The sequence below is a fragment of the Ectopseudomonas alcaliphila genome (genome assembly GCF_900101755.1).
In the GTDB taxonomy this organism is placed as follows: domain Bacteria; phylum Pseudomonadota; class Gammaproteobacteria; order Pseudomonadales; family Pseudomonadaceae; genus Aquipseudomonas; species Aquipseudomonas alcaliphila.
Genome location: NZ_FNAE01000003.1, coordinates 365,745 through 381,172, shown reverse-complemented (window position 1 = coordinate 381,172; position 15,428 = coordinate 365,745). Strand labels below are relative to the sequence as shown.

Genomic DNA, 15,428 nt, shown 5'->3' with positions numbered 1-15,428 from the left:
GGACTGAAACGCTCAAAGCAGTGTCAGTCACTCCACTAGAAGCAGAAGGTTTAGCTCCGATAACGCCATCAGGATCATCCGCTACTGGTCTGTCCCGGAACTCACGGATAATTGGTTAAGTGCAGATGTTCGACTTTCGCCAGATGGTTGCACTCCGGTTCTGCAACTGCCAAATGTAAAATGCAAGCTGAAGACCGTTCCTGTAGCGTCGCTTTTGACACTGGCCTCACCCATATGAATACGCATGATCGATTGGACAATCGCCAGCCCGAGTCCGCCGGAGTCATCGGGTTGATTACGTGAGGCATCACAGCGATAGAAACGCTCGAACAGGTGAGGCAGGTGCCTTGCCTCGATGGGGATGCCCAGGTTGTGGACCATGATTTCCAGGGTATTCGCCTCCATCTTTGTACTGATTGTGACTGGGCTATCAGCGGCACCATAACGAAGAGCGTTAGCGGTGAGGTTGGCCAAAGCTCGACGCAGGAGTTCCGGTTCTGCGTCGAGCGTGCCTTTGCTGCGGTTGACTAGGTGTATGCCGCGGTCTTCCGCCATGCCTTCGAAATACTCACACAGTTGTTCGACAAGAACGTATAGGTCGACCGGTTCGCGCTTTAGTGTGGCCTTGGGCTGCTCGCACCTGGCCAGAAACAGCATGCTGTCGATCATCCGCGCCAGTCGCTCATACTCTTCCAGATTGGAGGCCAGCACGTTCTGGTATTCCTCGGGTGAGCGGCTGCGGCCGAGCAATTGCTGGCTTTGGCCCATCAGGTTAGTCAAAGGCGTGCGCATCTCGTGAGCCAGGTCTTCGGAAAAACGCGACAGTTGCGCGAAGCCCTGTTCCAGCCTGTCCAGCATCTGGTTGAGCGCCTGACTCAGCACTTCAAGCTCGACGGTATCGGCGAAGTCATCAAGGCGCATGTGAAGATGGCGAGCGTCGATGCCTGCTGCCTGAGTCGCGAGCGTTCTGACGGGCCGCAGACCTCTCCGACTGACCAGCCAGCCCAGCGCAAAGGCCAGTAATGCACCTGCTACAAGCGCCACCCAGATCCTGGTCCGATAGGCGCTGAGCATCTGGTTGCGCTCATCTGAATGCTTGCCGGCGATCAGTTTCAGACGCCCTCCGGCGCGCGATACGTCCAGCCAGGCCAGGCGCAGGGAGGTGTTGTGAGGATCATTGCCCAGCTTGGGTGAAGAGGCATCCGGTAATTTGGGTAACGGCAGCGACGCCGGGTTTACCTCGATCAGCATGTGATCGGCAGCATCGACTATCCACAGGAAATTGTCCCTGTTGCCCAGCATGTTTTCGTAAAGCTGGGGGCGACTGCGTAAGGCTTCGATGCTCTCGGTGTCATCCAGAAGAGCCTGCATGCGTTGCAGGCGACCGAGCAGAGCCTGGTCATCTCGCCAGAGGATTTCCCGCTCAAGAGAGTGATACAGGTAGGTCGCCACGGCACCGAGCAGCACGCAACTCGAAAGCGCGAACATCAGCGCCAGGCGCAGACTGAGCGTTCTGGGCCACAGTTTCATGCCTGAAGATCCAGCATGTAGCCCATGCCCCTCACGGTGTGAATCAGTTTTAGTGGGTAGGGATCGTCAACTTTTGCGCGCAGCCGTCGAATGGCCACGTCCACCACGTTGGTGTCGCTGTCGAAATTCATTTGCCAGACGTGCGAGGCGATCAGAGCCCTCGACAGGACTTCACCCTGTCTGCTGAGCAAAAGGTGGAGCAGTGCGAACTCCTTGTTCGTCAGGTTGAGACGATCACCTGCGCGGCTGACCTTGCGCTTGAGCAGATCGAGCGCAAGGTCCGCTACCTGGAAGTGTTCTATTTCGCGGGGCGGCCCTCTTCTCAGAAGCGTGCGAACCCTGGCGAGCAACTCGGCATAGGAAAAGGGCTTTATCAGGTAATCGTCGGCGCCCAGCTCCAGCCCCTTGACCCGATCCTCCACTGCGTCGCGAGCGGTCAGAAACAGCACCGGGGTGTCATGCCTGCGCCGAATGATCTGCAGCAACTGCCAACCATCGAGTCCCGGCAGCATGACGTCGAGAATGATCAGGTCGAATTCGAACTCCTGTACGAGATGCTGACCATCCAGGCCATTCAACGCGACCTCGACCATGAAGCCTGATTCGCTCAACCCCTTTCTCAGGTAGTCAGCTGTTTTGACTTCGTCTTCCACCACCAGAATGCGCATTTCTATCTCCCGAGCCTGTGCATAGCCTAGGCGCAACCGCTGCTGACTCCCATTACAAATTCGTAATCCTGACGCAATCCATCTGCCGGTCGCAGGTGGGCAAGATTGCCGGCATCCGCTCAGCAGAGCCTAACCAGGAGAACGGCATGCCCAAGCTTCACATCACCCTGTCCGCACTGACGCTGTCGATCCTCGCATCCAGCTCATGGGCCAACGAGCAAGTTGCGATGCGTCAGGACGTCACGTTGCCGCTGGCCAATCAGCTACTGGATGCAACCCTGTCTGCCTGCCACGCCGAAGGCCGCAGCGCGGTCGTAGCGGTCGTCGATCGCGGCGGCAATCTGGTCGCTCTGCAGCGCGACGACAACGTCGGCCCACATAACACGCTGGCCGCGCAGCGCAAGGCCTTTACCGCCTTGTCGACGAAAACACCAACCCGCTTGTTGGCCGAGCGAGCCCGCAGCACCCCCGACGCCGAGAACCTCAACACGCTCGATGAGCTTCTGCTGTTGGGCGGCGGTGTACCACTGAAAGTCGGTGATCAGGTAGTCGGTGCCATTGGCGTCGCGGGGGCGGGCGGTGCTGCCAATGATGAGGCCTGCGCACTCAAGGCCATCGAACAGATTCTTTCCATCCATCAATAAATCGGAGATACAGCATGAAAGCTCTCAAAACCCTTCTGGCTGGCGCCATTCTGAGCGGCCTTTCTTCCCTGGCGTTGGCAGATGCCAACCCACTCAGTGTTCATGTGCTGAACCTGCAGGACGGGCTGCCGTCGCCAGCTGTGACCGTCACGTTGGAGAAGAAGAATGGCCAGAACTGGCAGGCGCTCAATGACGGCGTTACCAACGAGCAGGGGCGTATCACTGCCCTGTATCCAGAAGGCAAGGCACTTGAGAAGGGCACCTATCGCGTGACGTTCAAGACCGGAGAGTGGTTCGCGAAGCACGACATGAAAAGCTTCTTCCCCGAGGTGCCCGTGATCTTTGAAATCGATGGTACCGTGCCGCATTACCACATTCCGCTGCTGCTCAGCCCCTATGGTTTTTAGACGTACCGTGGCAATTGAGTTGGTGCAAGTGTGATCGCACCATCTGGCCGCATGGTTGAAATGGACGGTATCCCTCTGCTCTGGCCAATTCGCTAGAGCCGATGCCCTCACCCAGCAAGATGTGCCGGTGATTCGGGCCTGCTTTATCGGCCCGAATTATGGTTCGAACTCAAGTGAGGTGGATGATACCGGCCAGCAACCGCTATAGGCCTGCATCAGTTGCAGGTGACTCTTTCAAGCAACATGACGTTAAGTGGCAAATCGAGGGCGCGTTTATCGTTTGGCAGGATTACAGGCTTAGTAGAGTTGGGCTGTTGCAGAAAAAATGCAGCATGCGAAGTCTTTTGGCACAGCGCTATGCCTGCTTTCCTGAGAGGCTAGGAGCCAACTAGCCCGACATGGTCATCTGCAGTTTGGGAGCGGCCATTTCTCGACTCCATACACCATGCTCTGACCTGCGGCTGTAAATTCCAGCGCCGCATAAGGTGTTCAGCCATGCGTTTAAATGCTGCGATTGTGGTGTTGTTGACCAGCCTGGTGGCGGCCAGTTACGGCTTCGGGATATACCTGTTTGCACAACTCGTACCCGACATGCAGGCGTCTTTGGGGTTTGGCTTCTCCTTCGTCGGCGCTGTAACTGCATCAGCGCAGTTTGGATTTTTGGTGTGCGCAATGCTTGCGGTCTGGCTTACACCAAGGGTGGGAGGCGGTAATGTGATAGTGGCTTCCGGAGCAGTGTGTGCGCTGGCGCTACTGCTGATGCCATTGTCGAACAACATTGCTGTACTAGGCATGTTGCTGGTCGTGCTGGCGGGCACCGCTGCGACCGTTTTCGTGCCGATGGTTGATGTCATTTCCAAGGTGGTTGCCTACCGTTACCGAGGCTTAGCCATGGGGCTTGTATCAAGCGGTACAAGCTACGGTGTCGCTATTAACAGCCTGTTGGTACCTATCTATGCCCCGCAAGGCGAGTGGCGCAGCGTTTGGTGGGTGGTTGGTCTGCTCACGTTGGTGATGGCTGTGGCAGTGCTTCTAGTATTCAAGAGGGCAGGGTTGCTTAGTTGGAACGTGGCACCCGCGCCGACAGGAAGTTTAGGCGAGATAGCCCTACCCAGTTTGCGCTCCGAGTTGATCAGGCCATGGGTACTAATGGTCTGGTCGATGAACTTGTTGATAGGCTTCTCCACCTTTCCTTTTCAGACCTACCTCTCTTCTTATCTGCGTACTGAGCTTGGATTTGATGTGCAATATACCGCTCAGGTCTGGGCCGTAATCGGTTTTGTAGGTATGTTCGCCGGTCTTGCAATCGGCTGGCTTTCTGACCTAATCGGTTTACGTGCTGCGATGATCTTTGTGTATTGTTGCGTGGTGATAGCAGCACTTATATTTGTGGTGCAGCCATCCGGTCACTGGCCTCTAGTGGCAGCAGTATTGTTCTCCACCGCTTTCTACCCCATTTTTGGGCTTATTCCGGCTTACGTTTCCAAATTGGCATCTTCCAGCGCTATGGCAATTTCCGTCTTTGGTATTGCCAACGTGATGCAAGGTTCTGGCGGCATCCTTGGTAACTATGGAGCGGGGCTATTGGCCAATCACAGTGGCAGCTTCGCTGGGGTCTATACCGTGATTAGTGTTGTTGGTGTGCTACTTATTGTGCTTACTCTAAAATTACCCAGAGAGGCGCCAGAGCCCGCTGCTGCTGGGGTAACTATACGAGGGTAGGGGATAGAGAGTTGGTACGGCTCTATAACCAAGAAGTGTGTCCTCTGAAACTGGGCCGATTTTTCGTATAACTACTAGTGCGTGGCATGCACCCTACTGCAGGACTCATCCGCTTGGGCGACTTGCCTCGAAGCTGATGATTTGATCGCTCTTGCATGGTTGGCGCCCATGCTGGTAACCACCCGACACCACTACGTCCACAAAGCCAGCCTCGCGCAACGCAAATGCCAACTCGTCGATACCCCACCAGCGCAAATGGAATAGATCAAGCTCTGCGGATTGCAAAATGCCATCTCGCCAGTGTTGATAGTGCAGATGAGAGAGAGTCGTTTGTTTGACGTAATCAACCTCGGCTCGATGACAAGTCAGTGTGAGCAAACTATCGCCACCCACCGGCCAACTGCGTGCAAAATTCGCTTCTCTGACGATGCTTTCGATGGGGTCAATGTCCAAGATTAACCTTCCACCGGGCTGCAGATGATCCCAGAACTTCCTGAGCACGCTCATTGCTGTGGCGGTCTCCGTAATTAACTGAAATGATCCAGCAGGCATGATGATCGCCGCGAAACGTCGGTCGTAGCTGAATTGCTCGAATGTCTGGCAGGTAAGGGTAGTGAGAAGCCCCCGGCTCATGCATTCCTGTCGACAATATTCGAGCATGTCTTGTGAGGCGTCGAAGCCTTCGATGGCCAAGCCCATCTCAAGCATTGGTATAATGATGCGGCCATTACCGACCGCAGGCTCTAATATTGGACCACCACACCCTGTCAGACGCTGCTGGTAGTACTCCAGATCGCCAAATGAGTGGCCAACGGGTTTATCTAAGTGATAGACCCAAGAGGCGAGTTTTCCGTACCTGTTTTGCACTTTCATTCTCCATGCCAATTTGAGAATGCTATCTCATCTGGCTTGGACATGAATAAAAAATGATGCCTCTTTGAGTATTTAGGCATCTTCATAAATGCTTTCGAAGAATTCAGACATTGTGCTGAGCCGTTCATGAAGACCTTTGGCTAGCATGCTGACAGTTCCGTTGCCATGAGTCAGAGGCGACACCCGGATTGGATCGAAGAGCTAAGAGGGTGAAGTTTTCGAGACGTGCTGTTTTCCGGGTTCCCGCCTTCGCGAGAATGACGAGCATCTGGTTGTGCTTCTGAGCCCTCAGGCTTTACGGCCTTGAGGGCTTCTTTCTTTTCGTAGCCACTCTTGCCTGTCAGCTGCATGGGCGCGGTCTGTGCCGGCGCCTGTGCTTCTGCTATTGGCAATGTACATGGTCACTATCGAGAGCACTGATTTCTGTCTGGTGAGGCATCGGCCTAATGTTGAGCCCAACAGAGATTGAGTTGGCTTGGAGGTCATGATGTCCCGTATCGATGTGGTTTCCCTGGTTGGTAGTGCCGTACCGGCTGAGCTCAGGGCCGACGGTCACATGGCGTGCTGGCTGGTGATGGTCGATGGCCAGCCCAAGGCCGGCCCCTTTGCTTCCCGTGAGGCTGCGCTGGCTTGCCAGGCGGTCTGGCTGCTCAGCAGCGCTATTCGTCGTGAGGGCGATTCGCTGCTGGCCTGATTCACTGTTTTACCCCGCGCTCGCTCCAGCGCTCCCTTTGGCCCGCCTCTGGCGGGCTTTTTCTTGTTCGCCGGTTAGAATGGCGATCATTTTCTAAGGGGGCGCAGCGTGGCCAGGTGGGACATCTTCTGCAGCGTGGTGGACAACTACGGTGATATTGGCGTGACCTGGCGGTTGGCCCGACAGCTGGCGGCCGAGCAGGGGCATGTTGTGCGCCTGTGGATCGACGAGTTGGGCGCCTTCGTACGCCTGTGCCCCGAGGCCAGTGTTGATGCTGAATGCCAACGCTGGAGCGGTGTCGAGGTGCGCCAGTGGCGTGAGCCGTTCCCTGCGGTTGAGCCTGCGCAGGTGGTGATCGAGGCCTTCGCCTGTCAGTTGCCGTCTGCTTATATCGAGGCGATGGCGGCCAGCGGCACGCGCCGCTTGTGGTTGAACCTGGAATACCTCAGTGCCGAAGACTGGGTGGCAGGCTGTCATGGCCTGCCATCGCCGCAGCCAAGCGGTTTGCAGAAGTTCTTCTTCTTTCCTGGATTCGTGGAGGGCACGGGCGGTTTGCTGCGCGAGGCCGATTTGCTGGCGCGGCGGCGCGCCTTTCAGGCAGACGCACAGGCGCAGCAGGCGTACCTGCAGTCGCTTGGCGTGATAAGGGAAGCCGGGGCGCGACTGATTTCGTTGTTCGCTTATGAAAATGCGGGCCTGGCGGGCTGGCTTGATGCGCTGGCAGCCGATTCGCAGCCGACGCAGTTGCTGGTGCCGCAGAGCAAGATTCTTGCTGACTTGCAGGTCTGGCTTGGCGAGGCGCAGTTGACGCCGGGAGATTGCTGCCGGCGCGGTAATCTGCTGATCCATGTGCTGCCTTTCGTGGCCCAGGATGACTACGACCGCCTGCTGTGGTGCTGCGACTTCAATGCGGTGCGTGGCGAGGACTCCTTCATCCGTGCGCAATGGGCGGGGCGGCCGTTGCTCTGGCACATCTACCCGCAGGATGAGGGGGCGCACTGGGACAAACTGCAAGCGTTTCTGGCGATTTATAACGCGGATCTGATGCCTGAAGCGGCCGCCGTGCAGACTGAATTCTGGCGAGCCTGGAATGCCGGCGAAGGGATGGAAGCGGCCTGGCCTGCGCTTCGCGAGGTATTGCCGGTACTGCAGCGACACGCCGAGCAGTGGTGCGAGCAGCAGGCCGCTCGGGCCGATCTTGCCAGGACGCTGGAACAGTTTTACCTAAATTGGCTATCATACGCGGCCTAGATTTCTGTACCTCCCGCATATTTCGGATATCCGCATGAAAACTGCACAAGAAATGAGAGTCAACAGCGTGGCCCTGATCGATGGCCAGCCGTGGCTGATCCAGAAGGCCGAGTTCACCAAGTCCGGTCGTAACAGCGCCATCGTCAAGATGAAGCTGAAGAACCTGCTCAACGGTTCCAAGACCGAGACCGTTTACAAAGCCGACGACAAGATGGAACCGGTGATTCTCGAGCGCAAGGAAGTGAACCTGTCCTACATCAGCGGTGAGGACTACGTGTTCATGGATCCGGAGTACAACTCCTACGAGCTGCGTGCCGAAGATCTGGAAAGCGTTCTGCCGTTCATCGAAGAAGGCATGAGCGACGTCTGCGAAGCCGTGTTCTTCGAAGGCAAGGTAATCTCCGTTGACCTGCCGACCACCATCGTGCGTCAGGTCGTTTACACCGAGAACGCTGCTCGTGGCGACACTTCCGGCAAGGTGATGAAGCCTGCCAAGCTGCGCAACGGTACCGAGATCAAGGTTGCCGAGTTCGTCGATATCGACGACTGGATCGAGATCGATACCCGTGACGGTTCCTACAAGGGCCGCACCCAGGCGCCAGCCTGAGCTTGAGCTGCATGAAAAACCCGGCCTAAGTGCCGGGTTTTTTGTGGCCGTCACGCGGCGGTTTTCGTGGTGCGCGCGGCGCACCCTACGGTCATGATCTTACTGCTGCGGGATGGCCAGGCTGGTTTGCAGTGCCTGGTCCCAGGGGGGCGGGAAGCCGAAGCGCTGCTTGAGGAAGCTCAGCAGCAGGCGTGTGCGCGGGCTGGCTTCGCGCTCCAGGCGCAGGGCGTAGATGCTCACGGGTTCGGCGGCCGGCAGACCCTGTTCGCAGAACAGTGGGATCAGCTCGCCGCGCTGCAGGTGCTCGCTGCTCATCCAGGTGGGCAGGTGCGCCACGCCAAGGCCGGCGAGGGCGCTGAACAGCAGGGTTTCGGCGTTGTTGCTGGTCTGGCGCAGGCGCTTGGGTTTGCACAGCTGCAGCTTGCCGTCGACTTCGAAGCGCCAGGCGTAGGGCGGCGCCAGGCTGTCCCAGTCGAGGCCGTCGTGCTGTTCCAGCTCCAGCGGGCTGCGTGGGATACCGCGTCGGCGCAGGTAGTCCGGGCTGGCGCAGACGATGCGGGTCATCGACGCCAGAGGCGTGGCGACCAGGCGGCTATCCGGCAGCGGGCCGATGCGCACGACGATATCCACCTCGCCCAGGTGCTCGCCCTGCAGGTCGATGAAGCTGTCGATCAGGCGTAGTTGTACGTCCAGGCCGGGGTTGGCGCGCAGGAACTCGGCAATGGCCGGTGCCAGGTGACGCCTGCCAAAGGGCGAGGGGGCATCGATGCGAATCAGGCCCTCCGGTGCGCTGCTCAATGACACTGCCTCGGCGCGTGCCAGGTGCAGTTCGGCAAGGATGCGCCGGGCGCGTTCGGCGAACGCCAAACCCGCCGGGGTGACGCGCACGGCGTGAGTGTTGCGGCTGAACAGGTTACTGCCCATGGCGCGCTCCAGGGCGTCGATGCGTCGCGCCACTGCCGAAGGCGTGAGCGGATGGCGTCTGGCCGCAGCAGAAAAGCTGCCGGTCTCCAGCACATCGAGAAAGAGTTCCAGTTGGTCGGTCAGGGCATCGGGGTTCATGGCAACCTGCTTGTGCGAAATAGGCAAAGCCATTGTGCGTTGCTGTGCGTTTCCGCGCTAGCCACGACGGATTAACATGCGCCCACTGTCTGGAGGTGCCATGAATCTGTTCGACCTGTTGCTGAATCTGTTGCTGGGCCTGGGTCTGGGAACGTTGGGCGGCTTGTTCGGCATTGGAGGCGGGCTGATCGCCATTCCGGTGCTGGGTATCGTCTTCGGGCTGGATCAGCAGCTTGCCCAAGGGACTGCGCTGGTCATGGTGGTGCCGAACGTGATGCTGGCGATCTGGCGTTACCATCAGCGAAATCGTATCGACCTGCGGCATGCCCTGCTGCTCGGTGTCACCAGTTTCTTCTGCGCCTGGTTGGCCTCGCTGTATGCGGTCGAGCTGGATTCGCGCACGATGCGCTGGGCCTTCGTCGGCTTCCTGCTGGCACTGGCAGCCTACAACCTGGTGCGCATGCTGATGGCTCAGCTGCCAACCACTGGCGAGCTGCGCCATCCCTGGGGTTGGCTGGGCGTGCTGGGCGGTGTGTCCGGCGCCATGGGGGGGCTGTTCGGGGTCGGTGGCGCAGTGGTGGCGACGCCGGTACTGACCAGTGTGTTCGGCACTACTCAGGTGGTGGCGCAGGGGCTTTCGCTGTCGCTGGCGCTGCCCAGCACTGGGGTAACGCTATTCACTTACGCGCTGCATGATCACGTCAACTGGTGGATGGGCGTGCCGCTGGCCATTGGCGGCCTGCTCAGCATCAGTTGGGGCGTGCGCCTGGCGCATTCGCTGCCGGAGCGTCTGCTGCGCAGCCTGTTCTGTGGTTTCCTGCTGCTCTGCGCGCTGCTGCTCGCGCTGGAGTCGGGCGGTCGCCTATAGACGGAAACCTTCGACGATATGCTCTGCCAGGCATTCGGTGACGGGTGATTGGCTGCTCTCGTTGCGCAGCAGCACGATGCTGGTCAGTGGCAGCAGGGGCAGGCCTTCGGCCTCGCCGAGAATACGCAGGTCCGGGGTGATCAGGCTTTGCAGTTGCGCGGTGACGGCCAGGCCGGCGCGTACTACGGCGAAGATTGCCGACAGGCTGGGGCTGGTGTAGGCGATGCGGTAGGGGCGACTCATCGCATCCAGTGCGTTGCAGGCCCATTCGCGGCAGAAGCAGTCGGCGTTGAACATGGCCAGCGGCATGGGGTTCTGTTCATGCGGACAGAAACCCTGAGCCACGGCCCAGGCGAAGCGCTCCTGGCGCAGCAGTTGGCCAATCTCCTTGCCGGGCTGGCGGGTGACGATGGTCAGATCCAGATCCTGGCGCAGCAGCAACTGGCCAGAGGGTTCGCAGTGCACCTCCACCTGCACCAGCGGATAGGCCTGGGCGAATCGCGAGAGGATCTCCGGCAGAAAGCGCATCACGTAGTCGTCCGGCGTACCGATGCGCACGGCGCCGACCATATGCGGTTCGCGTAGCGTATTGAGCACTTCGCCATGCAGCTTGAGAATGCGCCGCGCATAGCCCAGCAGTACCTGGCCTTCAGGCGTCAGGCGCACTTGGCGGCCGTCACGCTCGAACAGCGGGCGCTGCACCACGTCTTCCTCCAGCCGCTTCATCTGCATGCTCACGGCCGATTGGGTGCGATTGACCGCTTCTGCGGCGCGGGTGAAACCACCGGTGTCGGCAATGGCAACGAAGCTGCGCAGCAATTCGGTATCAATACTGGGGTGGAAGGCCATTCATCAATCCTCGAGATGGATTCCATAAGAAACATTCGTTGGATTGATCATAAGCGCGGTCCGACACTGACGCCAACCCCACAGGGAGGGCGAGAAGATGAAAGGTCAGAAAGGTTATGCGGTGGCTCAGGCCATCCACTTCGAACGTCTGCCATCACTGGCGAGTGTATGGCGTATGCTGCGGCGCTGGCGGCAACTGGCACGTGAGCGTGGGCAACTGGCGCGGTTGAACGACGCTGCGCTGAAGGATCTGGGGCTGTCACGCGCCGATGCATTGCAGGAGGCCGAGCGGCCGTTCTGGGATGACCCGTTGAAAAAATGAGTGGTAGGAGTTGTTGAATGACTGCGGTACGCAAGGGCGCCGATTTTTTCCTGTTCCAGCTGATGCTGTTGCTGTGCGCCATCTGGGGTAGCCAGCAGGTGGCGATCAAACTGGCGGCGGACGATATCGCGCCCATGTTGCAGGTGGCGTTGCGCTCCGGTGTCGCTGCGCTGCTGGTCGGCCTGCTGTTGCTATGGCAGCGGGGTTGGCGCGAGTGGGTCAGCGCGACCTGGCTGGCTGGACTGTTGGCGGGCGTACTGTTCGCGCTGGAGTTCTTTTTCATCGCCCTGGGCCTGCGCTACACCACGGCCTCGCACATGGCGGTGTTTCTCTATACGGCGCCGATCTTCTCGGCGCTGGGCCTGCATCTGCTGCTGCCCAGTGAGCGTTTGCGTCGCCTGCAATGGTTGGGTATCGCGCTGTGTTTCGGCGGGGTGGTGATGGCGTTCGGTGTTGGCGGCAACTGGAGCGAGATCGATCGCGACATCCTGCTTGGCGATGCGCTGGGACTTTGTGCGGGTATGGCCTGGGGTGCCACCACTGTGGTGGTACGGGGTTCGCGCCTGTCCGAGGCGCCGGCGGGACTGACGCTGTTCTATCAGTTGGCGGTGGCATTCGTGCTGCTGCTGGCCTACGCGCTGGCAGTGGTCGATCTGGCTCAACTGCGCTGGAGCCCAATCGCCATCGGCAGCATTCTGCTGCAGGGTGTGGTGGTGTCGTTCTTCACCTACCTGACCTGGTTCTGGCTGCTGCGCCGCTACCTGGCCTCGAACATGGCGGTGTTTTCCTTCATGACGCCGCTGTTTGGCGTCACCTTCGGTGTGCTGGTGCTGGACGAGCCACTGACCCTGAACTTCATCATCGGCGCAGCGCTGGTGCTATCGGGTATCACCCTGGTCAGCAGCGAGACCTGGCTGCGTCGACGTCTGGCCGCCTGGCGCGGCTTGCCGCAACAGCTCTGATCATTCACCTGCAAGGAGGCTGGAAATTGCCTGCTCATCACCTGGCCCAACTGAATATCGCCTGGATGAAGGCGCCACTTCATGCGCCGGAAATGGTCGATTTCGTCGCCAATCTGGAACGTATCAACGCGCTGGCCGAAGCTTCGCCCGGCTATGTCTGGCGTTTGCAGGACGAGGCGGGTGATGCCACGGCGATCCGTCCGTTCGGTGACGAAGTGCTGGTCAACATGTCCGTCTGGCAGGACGTGCAGTCGCTCAGCGATTACGTCTATAAATCGGCGCACACCGAGATGCTCAAGCGCCGTCGCGAGTGGTTCGAGCGCGTCGAGCAGGCGCACCAGGTGCTGTGGTGGGTGCCGGCCGGCCATCGCCCAGGCGTGGCCGAGGCGGCCGAACGCTTGGCTCACTTGCGTGAGCATGGCGCCACACAGCAGGCCTTCACCTTTCGCCACGCGTTCGCGGCGCCGGCCTGATAGGCTGGGCCGGCATGACGCTCTCACTTTCTCTCGCCGAAGCGCGCCGTCTGGCCCTGGCTGCCCAGGGGTTTGGTCGTACGCCACGCGGTGCCATCGCCCATCGGCAGCTGCAGGCGCAGATCGAGCGCCTCGGTGTATTGCAGATCGACTCGGTCAACGCCCTGGTGCGCTCGCACTACCTGCCGGCGTTTTCCCGCCTCGGTCATTACCAGGCCGAACACCTTGATGAACTGGCCTGGGGCCGTGCGCGGCGCCGGCGTCTGTTCGAATACTGGGGGCACGAAGCTTCGCTGTTGCCGCTCGAGCTTTATCCGCTGCTGCGCTGGCGCATGCGCCGAGCTGCGGATGGGCAGGGCATCTACAGCCAACTGGCGAAATTCGGTGTGGAGCGTCGCGATGCGATAGATGCCGTGCTCCAGACCGTGCGCGAGCGTGGTGCATTGGGCGCCGGCAGCCTTTCCACGCGAACCGAAAAGGCTGGTCCCTGGTGGGACTGGAGTACGGAAAAGATGGCGTTGGAATGGCTGTTCGCTGCAGGTCTGGTCACCGTTGCCGGGCGGCGAGGCTTCGAACGCTTGTACGATTTGCCGGAGCGGGTCATTCCTGCGGATGTGCTGAATCACGCTGACCTGGATGAGGCCGAAGCGCAGCGCCGCCTGTTGCTGCGTTCGGCCGATGCGCTGGGCGTGGCGACCGAGAGGGATCTGCGCGACTACTATCGGCTGGGCGTTAGCGACAGCAAGCGGCGTATCGCCGAGCTGGTGGAGGCGGGCGAGTTATTGCCCGTCACGGTGCAGGACTGGCGGCAGACGGCGTATTGCCGAGGCGAGCCGCGTATTCCACGACGCGTGCGCCATAGTTCGCTGCTGTCGCCCTTCGATTCACTGATCTGGGAGCGCGAGCGGACCGAGCGGCTGTTTGGTTTTCGCTATCGGCTGGAGATCTACACCCCGCAGGCCAAGCGCGTGTATGGCTACTACGTGCTGCCGTTCCTGCATCATGAACGCCTGCTGGCACGGGTGGATCTGCGCAGCGAGCGCGCGGTCGGGCGCCTGGCGGTGCATGCCGTGCATCTGGAGGAGGCAGTGTTGAGCGAGGAGGCGCGCCTGGCGCTGGGCGATTCGCTGCGCGCGCTGGCGCAATGGCTGGGCCTGGATGAGGTGTGGCTGGCACCGAGTGTCAGTCTGCGCGGGCTGCTGGGCTAGCCACCGTTCTCCAGCAGAAACTTCAATTCATCGACGCGCTGGATGTTCAGCTCCATCGGGCAGGTGTAGTACATCGGCGAACCGACATGCTTGCCCTGCAGCTCGCACTGGCCGTTGCGGTAGATCAGCCAGGCCTTCTGCGTCGTTTCCAGTTGTTCGGCATCTTGCGGGGCACTTTCCTGCAGTTTCAGGAACAGCTGCTGGTAGATGCGGTTCATCTCCTTCTTCACCGTTTCCGATACGCCTTCGGCGCAGCCGGCGACGCTGGCGTTGTTGATCATCCCGCTGGCGTCCAGGCAAGCCTGGTACTGCTGGTCATAATCGGCCTGCGCGGCGGGAGAAAGAATGAGCAAGAGTGCCAGGTAGTTGCGTGGTATCGACATGGCGATCTCCAAATGAAACAGAGGCTGCAATGCAGCCCCTGAACATCACCTTTACTTGGCAGCCAGGCGGGTGCGCATGTTGGCGGCGCGGTCACTGGAGCCCGGGTGCGAGTCGAACATGCTGCTCTGGCCGCCGCCCAGCTTGGCCAGTTTCTCGAACGCGGTGACCAGGCCTTCGCGCGGGATGTTGCGCTGGGTCAGCAGGTCGAAGGAGAAGTTGTCGGCGGCGTTTTCCTGGCTCTGCGAGAACTGTGCGTTGACCAGTTGTTCACCCAGGGCGCCGAACTGCGAGGCGGACAGGGCGGCGACGGTACCGTTGCCCGAGGCGGCTGCCGCATTGCGCGCAGCGGTGGTGGCGTAGGCGGTCTGCATGGCCTTCTTGCTGTGGCCGAGGGCGACGTGACCGATCTCGTGACCGAGTACGCCTTCGACTTCGTTGTCGTTCATCAGGTCCATCAGCCCGCTGTAGACGCGCACACAACCGTTGGCCATGGCCCAGGCGTTGACCTCATCGGCCTGGTAAACCTTGTAGGTGATCGGTGTGCCGTTGATCTGGTGGCCGAGGTTGTTGGCAATCTTGTCCAGGCGCTTGGTGTACGGGCTGTTCGGACCGGCGATGTTGGCCGAGGCGTCCATTTCGGCGCAGGCCTGGTCGGACATGCTGCGTACTTCGGCGTCGCTGAGGGTTGCCGCCTGCACGGCCATCAGGCCGGATTGCAGCATGGCGTCAGGGGACATGTTCTGGCAGCCGCTCAGCAGTACGGCGCTGGACAGGGCGAAAGCGGAGAGTGTGGTGCGCAGTTGCATGGTTCATCGTCCTTGTAGGGGTGTTGGCCGCGAGTCCTTTCCGGCTAGGTAGCGTCTACAGCACCTGCACGGTGCTCGCGTTGGGGTGGCATTATGCC

18 protein-coding genes are annotated in these 15,428 nt (G+C 60.0%); 11 read left to right on the top strand and 7 right to left on the bottom strand.

What is annotated here, in order from left to right; all coding sequences use genetic code 11:
* Positions 1–81: 81 nt before the first annotated feature.
* Both BLR77_RS13450 and BLR77_RS13445 read right to left on the bottom strand, forming a co-directional pair.
* Positions 82–1,530: a heavy metal sensor histidine kinase gene (locus tag BLR77_RS13450; protein ID WP_083366071.1), complete on the bottom strand. Its 1,449-nt coding sequence runs from the start codon at positions 1,528–1,530 to the stop codon at positions 82–84.
* Positions 1,527–2,198 carry a heavy metal response regulator transcription factor gene (locus BLR77_RS13445; RefSeq protein ID WP_074678552.1) on the bottom strand — a complete coding sequence of 224 codons (672 nt, stop codon included), beginning with the start codon at positions 2,196–2,198 and terminating at the stop codon, positions 1,527–1,529. Before BLR77_RS13445 ends, BLR77_RS13450 begins: the two co-directional genes overlap by 4 nt.
* 146 nt (positions 2,199–2,344) lie before the next feature.
* Here BLR77_RS13445 and BLR77_RS13440 point away from each other — a divergent pair, with 146 nt between their 5' ends.
* The 3 genes from BLR77_RS13440 to BLR77_RS13430 all read left to right on the top strand — a co-directional run bounded on the left by BLR77_RS13440 (position 2,345) and on the right by BLR77_RS13430 (position 4,971).
* Entirely contained in the window at positions 2,345–2,842 is a 498-nt protein-coding gene (locus BLR77_RS13440) for a GlcG/HbpS family heme-binding protein (protein ID WP_074678550.1), read from the top strand.
* Between the two features lie 14 nt (positions 2,843–2,856).
* Complete coding sequence (uraH, locus tag BLR77_RS13435) at positions 2,857–3,249, top strand: hydroxyisourate hydrolase (RefSeq protein WP_074678548.1); 393 nt, start codon at positions 2,857–2,859, stop codon at positions 3,247–3,249.
* A gap of 495 nt (positions 3,250–3,744) precedes the next feature.
* Positions 3,745–4,971 (top strand): MFS transporter, encoded by a 1,227-nt coding sequence (locus BLR77_RS13430; protein WP_074678546.1) that lies wholly within the window; start codon positions 3,745–3,747, stop codon positions 4,969–4,971.
* A gap of 105 nt (positions 4,972–5,076) precedes the next feature.
* Here the strand turns inward: BLR77_RS13430 and BLR77_RS13425 are convergent, their stop codons facing one another.
* Entirely contained in the window at positions 5,077–5,844 is a 768-nt protein-coding gene (locus BLR77_RS13425; RefSeq protein WP_238380570.1) for a class I SAM-dependent methyltransferase, read from the bottom strand.
* A 487-nt stretch (positions 5,845–6,331) separates the two neighbouring features.
* Between BLR77_RS13425 and BLR77_RS13420 the strand changes: the two genes are divergently transcribed.
* From BLR77_RS13420 to efp, 3 genes are all read left to right on the top strand, one after another.
* On the top strand, positions 6,332–6,538 hold the full coding sequence (locus tag BLR77_RS13420) for a hypothetical protein (protein ID WP_074678544.1): 207 nt from the start codon (positions 6,332–6,334) through the stop codon (positions 6,536–6,538).
* A 108-nt stretch (positions 6,539–6,646) separates the two neighbouring features.
* On the top strand, positions 6,647–7,789 hold the full coding sequence (gene earP / locus BLR77_RS13415) for an elongation factor P maturation arginine rhamnosyltransferase EarP (protein ID WP_074678542.1): 1,143 nt from the start codon (positions 6,647–6,649) through the stop codon (positions 7,787–7,789).
* Between the two features lie 34 nt (positions 7,790–7,823).
* A complete protein-coding gene (gene efp / locus BLR77_RS13410; protein ID WP_074678540.1) occupies positions 7,824–8,396 on the top strand; it encodes an elongation factor P in 573 nt (190 codons plus the stop codon).
* A 99-nt stretch (positions 8,397–8,495) separates the two neighbouring features.
* Here efp and BLR77_RS13405 read toward each other — a convergent pair whose 3' ends face one another.
* Positions 8,496–9,458: a LysR family transcriptional regulator gene (locus tag BLR77_RS13405; RefSeq protein ID WP_074678539.1), complete on the bottom strand. Its 963-nt coding sequence runs from the start codon at positions 9,456–9,458 to the stop codon at positions 8,496–8,498.
* Positions 9,459–9,558: 100 nt separating this feature from the next.
* On the opposite strand from BLR77_RS13405, the gene BLR77_RS13400 reads away from it, so the two are divergent.
* Positions 9,559–10,326: a sulfite exporter TauE/SafE family protein gene (locus BLR77_RS13400; protein WP_074678537.1), complete on the top strand. Its 768-nt coding sequence runs from the start codon at positions 9,559–9,561 to the stop codon at positions 10,324–10,326.
* Here the strand turns inward: BLR77_RS13400 and BLR77_RS13395 are convergent.
* Positions 10,321–11,175, bottom strand: coding sequence for a LysR family transcriptional regulator (locus tag BLR77_RS13395; RefSeq protein WP_074678535.1), 855 nt, complete (start codon positions 11,173–11,175; stop codon positions 10,321–10,323). The genes BLR77_RS13400 and BLR77_RS13395 overlap by 6 nt on opposite strands.
* A 97-nt stretch (positions 11,176–11,272) precedes the next feature.
* On the opposite strand from BLR77_RS13395, the gene BLR77_RS13390 reads away from it, so the two are divergent.
* Genes BLR77_RS13390 through BLR77_RS13375 form a run of 4 tightly spaced genes read left to right on the top strand, consistent with a single transcriptional unit; the run spans position 11,273 to position 14,140 of the window.
* Positions 11,273–11,497: a DUF1127 domain-containing protein gene (locus BLR77_RS13390; RefSeq protein WP_074678533.1), complete on the top strand. Its 225-nt coding sequence runs from the start codon at positions 11,273–11,275 to the stop codon at positions 11,495–11,497.
* 17 nt (positions 11,498–11,514) lie between these two features.
* Complete coding sequence (locus tag BLR77_RS13385; RefSeq protein ID WP_074678531.1) at positions 11,515–12,459, top strand: DMT family transporter; 945 nt, start codon at positions 11,515–11,517, stop codon at positions 12,457–12,459.
* A gap of 26 nt (positions 12,460–12,485) precedes the next feature.
* Positions 12,486–12,932: a DUF3291 domain-containing protein gene (locus tag BLR77_RS13380; protein WP_074678529.1), complete on the top strand. Its 447-nt coding sequence runs from the start codon at positions 12,486–12,488 to the stop codon at positions 12,930–12,932.
* A 14-nt stretch (positions 12,933–12,946) separates the two neighbouring features.
* Positions 12,947–14,140: a winged helix-turn-helix domain-containing protein gene (locus BLR77_RS13375; RefSeq protein ID WP_074678527.1), complete on the top strand. Its 1,194-nt coding sequence runs from the start codon at positions 12,947–12,949 to the stop codon at positions 14,138–14,140.
* Here the strand turns inward: BLR77_RS13375 and BLR77_RS13370 are convergent.
* Complete coding sequence (locus BLR77_RS13370; protein WP_074678525.1) at positions 14,137–14,523, bottom strand: lysozyme inhibitor LprI family protein; 387 nt, start codon at positions 14,521–14,523, stop codon at positions 14,137–14,139. The two genes, BLR77_RS13375 and BLR77_RS13370, sit on opposite strands and share 4 nt — an antisense overlap.
* Before the next feature lie 51 nt (positions 14,524–14,574).
* Entirely contained in the window at positions 14,575–15,330 is a 756-nt protein-coding gene (loiP, locus tag BLR77_RS13365) for a metalloprotease LoiP (protein WP_074678523.1), read from the bottom strand.
* Positions 15,331–15,428: the final 98 nt, after the last annotated feature.

Bases quoted from the DNA above. Each gene is read 5' to 3' on its own strand.
- BLR77_RS13450 (WP_083366071.1), bottom strand. From the start codon at position 1,530: ATGAAACTGTGGCCCAGAACGCTCAGTCTGCGCCTGGCGCTGATGTTC.
- BLR77_RS13445 (WP_074678552.1), bottom strand. From the start codon at position 2,198: ATGCGCATTCTGGTGGTGGAAGACGAAGTCAAAACAGCTGACTACCTG.
- BLR77_RS13440 (WP_074678550.1), top strand. From the start codon at position 2,345: ATGCCCAAGCTTCACATCACCCTGTCCGCACTGACGCTGTCGATCCTC.
- uraH (WP_074678548.1), top strand. From the start codon at position 2,857: ATGAAAGCTCTCAAAACCCTTCTGGCTGGCGCCATTCTGAGCGGCCTT.
- BLR77_RS13430 (WP_074678546.1), top strand. From the start codon at position 3,745: ATGCGTTTAAATGCTGCGATTGTGGTGTTGTTGACCAGCCTGGTGGCG.
- BLR77_RS13425 (WP_238380570.1), bottom strand. From the start codon at position 5,844: ATGAAAGTGCAAAACAGGTACGGAAAACTCGCCTCTTGGGTCTATCAC.
- BLR77_RS13420 (WP_074678544.1), top strand. From the start codon at position 6,332: ATGTCCCGTATCGATGTGGTTTCCCTGGTTGGTAGTGCCGTACCGGCT.
- efp (WP_074678540.1), top strand. From the start codon at position 7,824: ATGAAAACTGCACAAGAAATGAGAGTCAACAGCGTGGCCCTGATCGAT.
- BLR77_RS13405 (WP_074678539.1), bottom strand. From the start codon at position 9,458: ATGAACCCCGATGCCCTGACCGACCAACTGGAACTCTTTCTCGATGTG.
- BLR77_RS13400 (WP_074678537.1), top strand. From the start codon at position 9,559: ATGAATCTGTTCGACCTGTTGCTGAATCTGTTGCTGGGCCTGGGTCTG.
- BLR77_RS13395 (WP_074678535.1), bottom strand. From the start codon at position 11,175: ATGGCCTTCCACCCCAGTATTGATACCGAATTGCTGCGCAGCTTCGTT.
- BLR77_RS13390 (WP_074678533.1), top strand. From the start codon at position 11,273: ATGAAAGGTCAGAAAGGTTATGCGGTGGCTCAGGCCATCCACTTCGAA.
- BLR77_RS13385 (WP_074678531.1), top strand. From the start codon at position 11,515: ATGACTGCGGTACGCAAGGGCGCCGATTTTTTCCTGTTCCAGCTGATG.
- BLR77_RS13375 (WP_074678527.1), top strand. From the start codon at position 12,947: ATGACGCTCTCACTTTCTCTCGCCGAAGCGCGCCGTCTGGCCCTGGCT.
- BLR77_RS13370 (WP_074678525.1), bottom strand. From the start codon at position 14,523: ATGTCGATACCACGCAACTACCTGGCACTCTTGCTCATTCTTTCTCCC.
- loiP (WP_074678523.1), bottom strand. From the start codon at position 15,330: ATGCAACTGCGCACCACACTCTCCGCTTTCGCCCTGTCCAGCGCCGTA.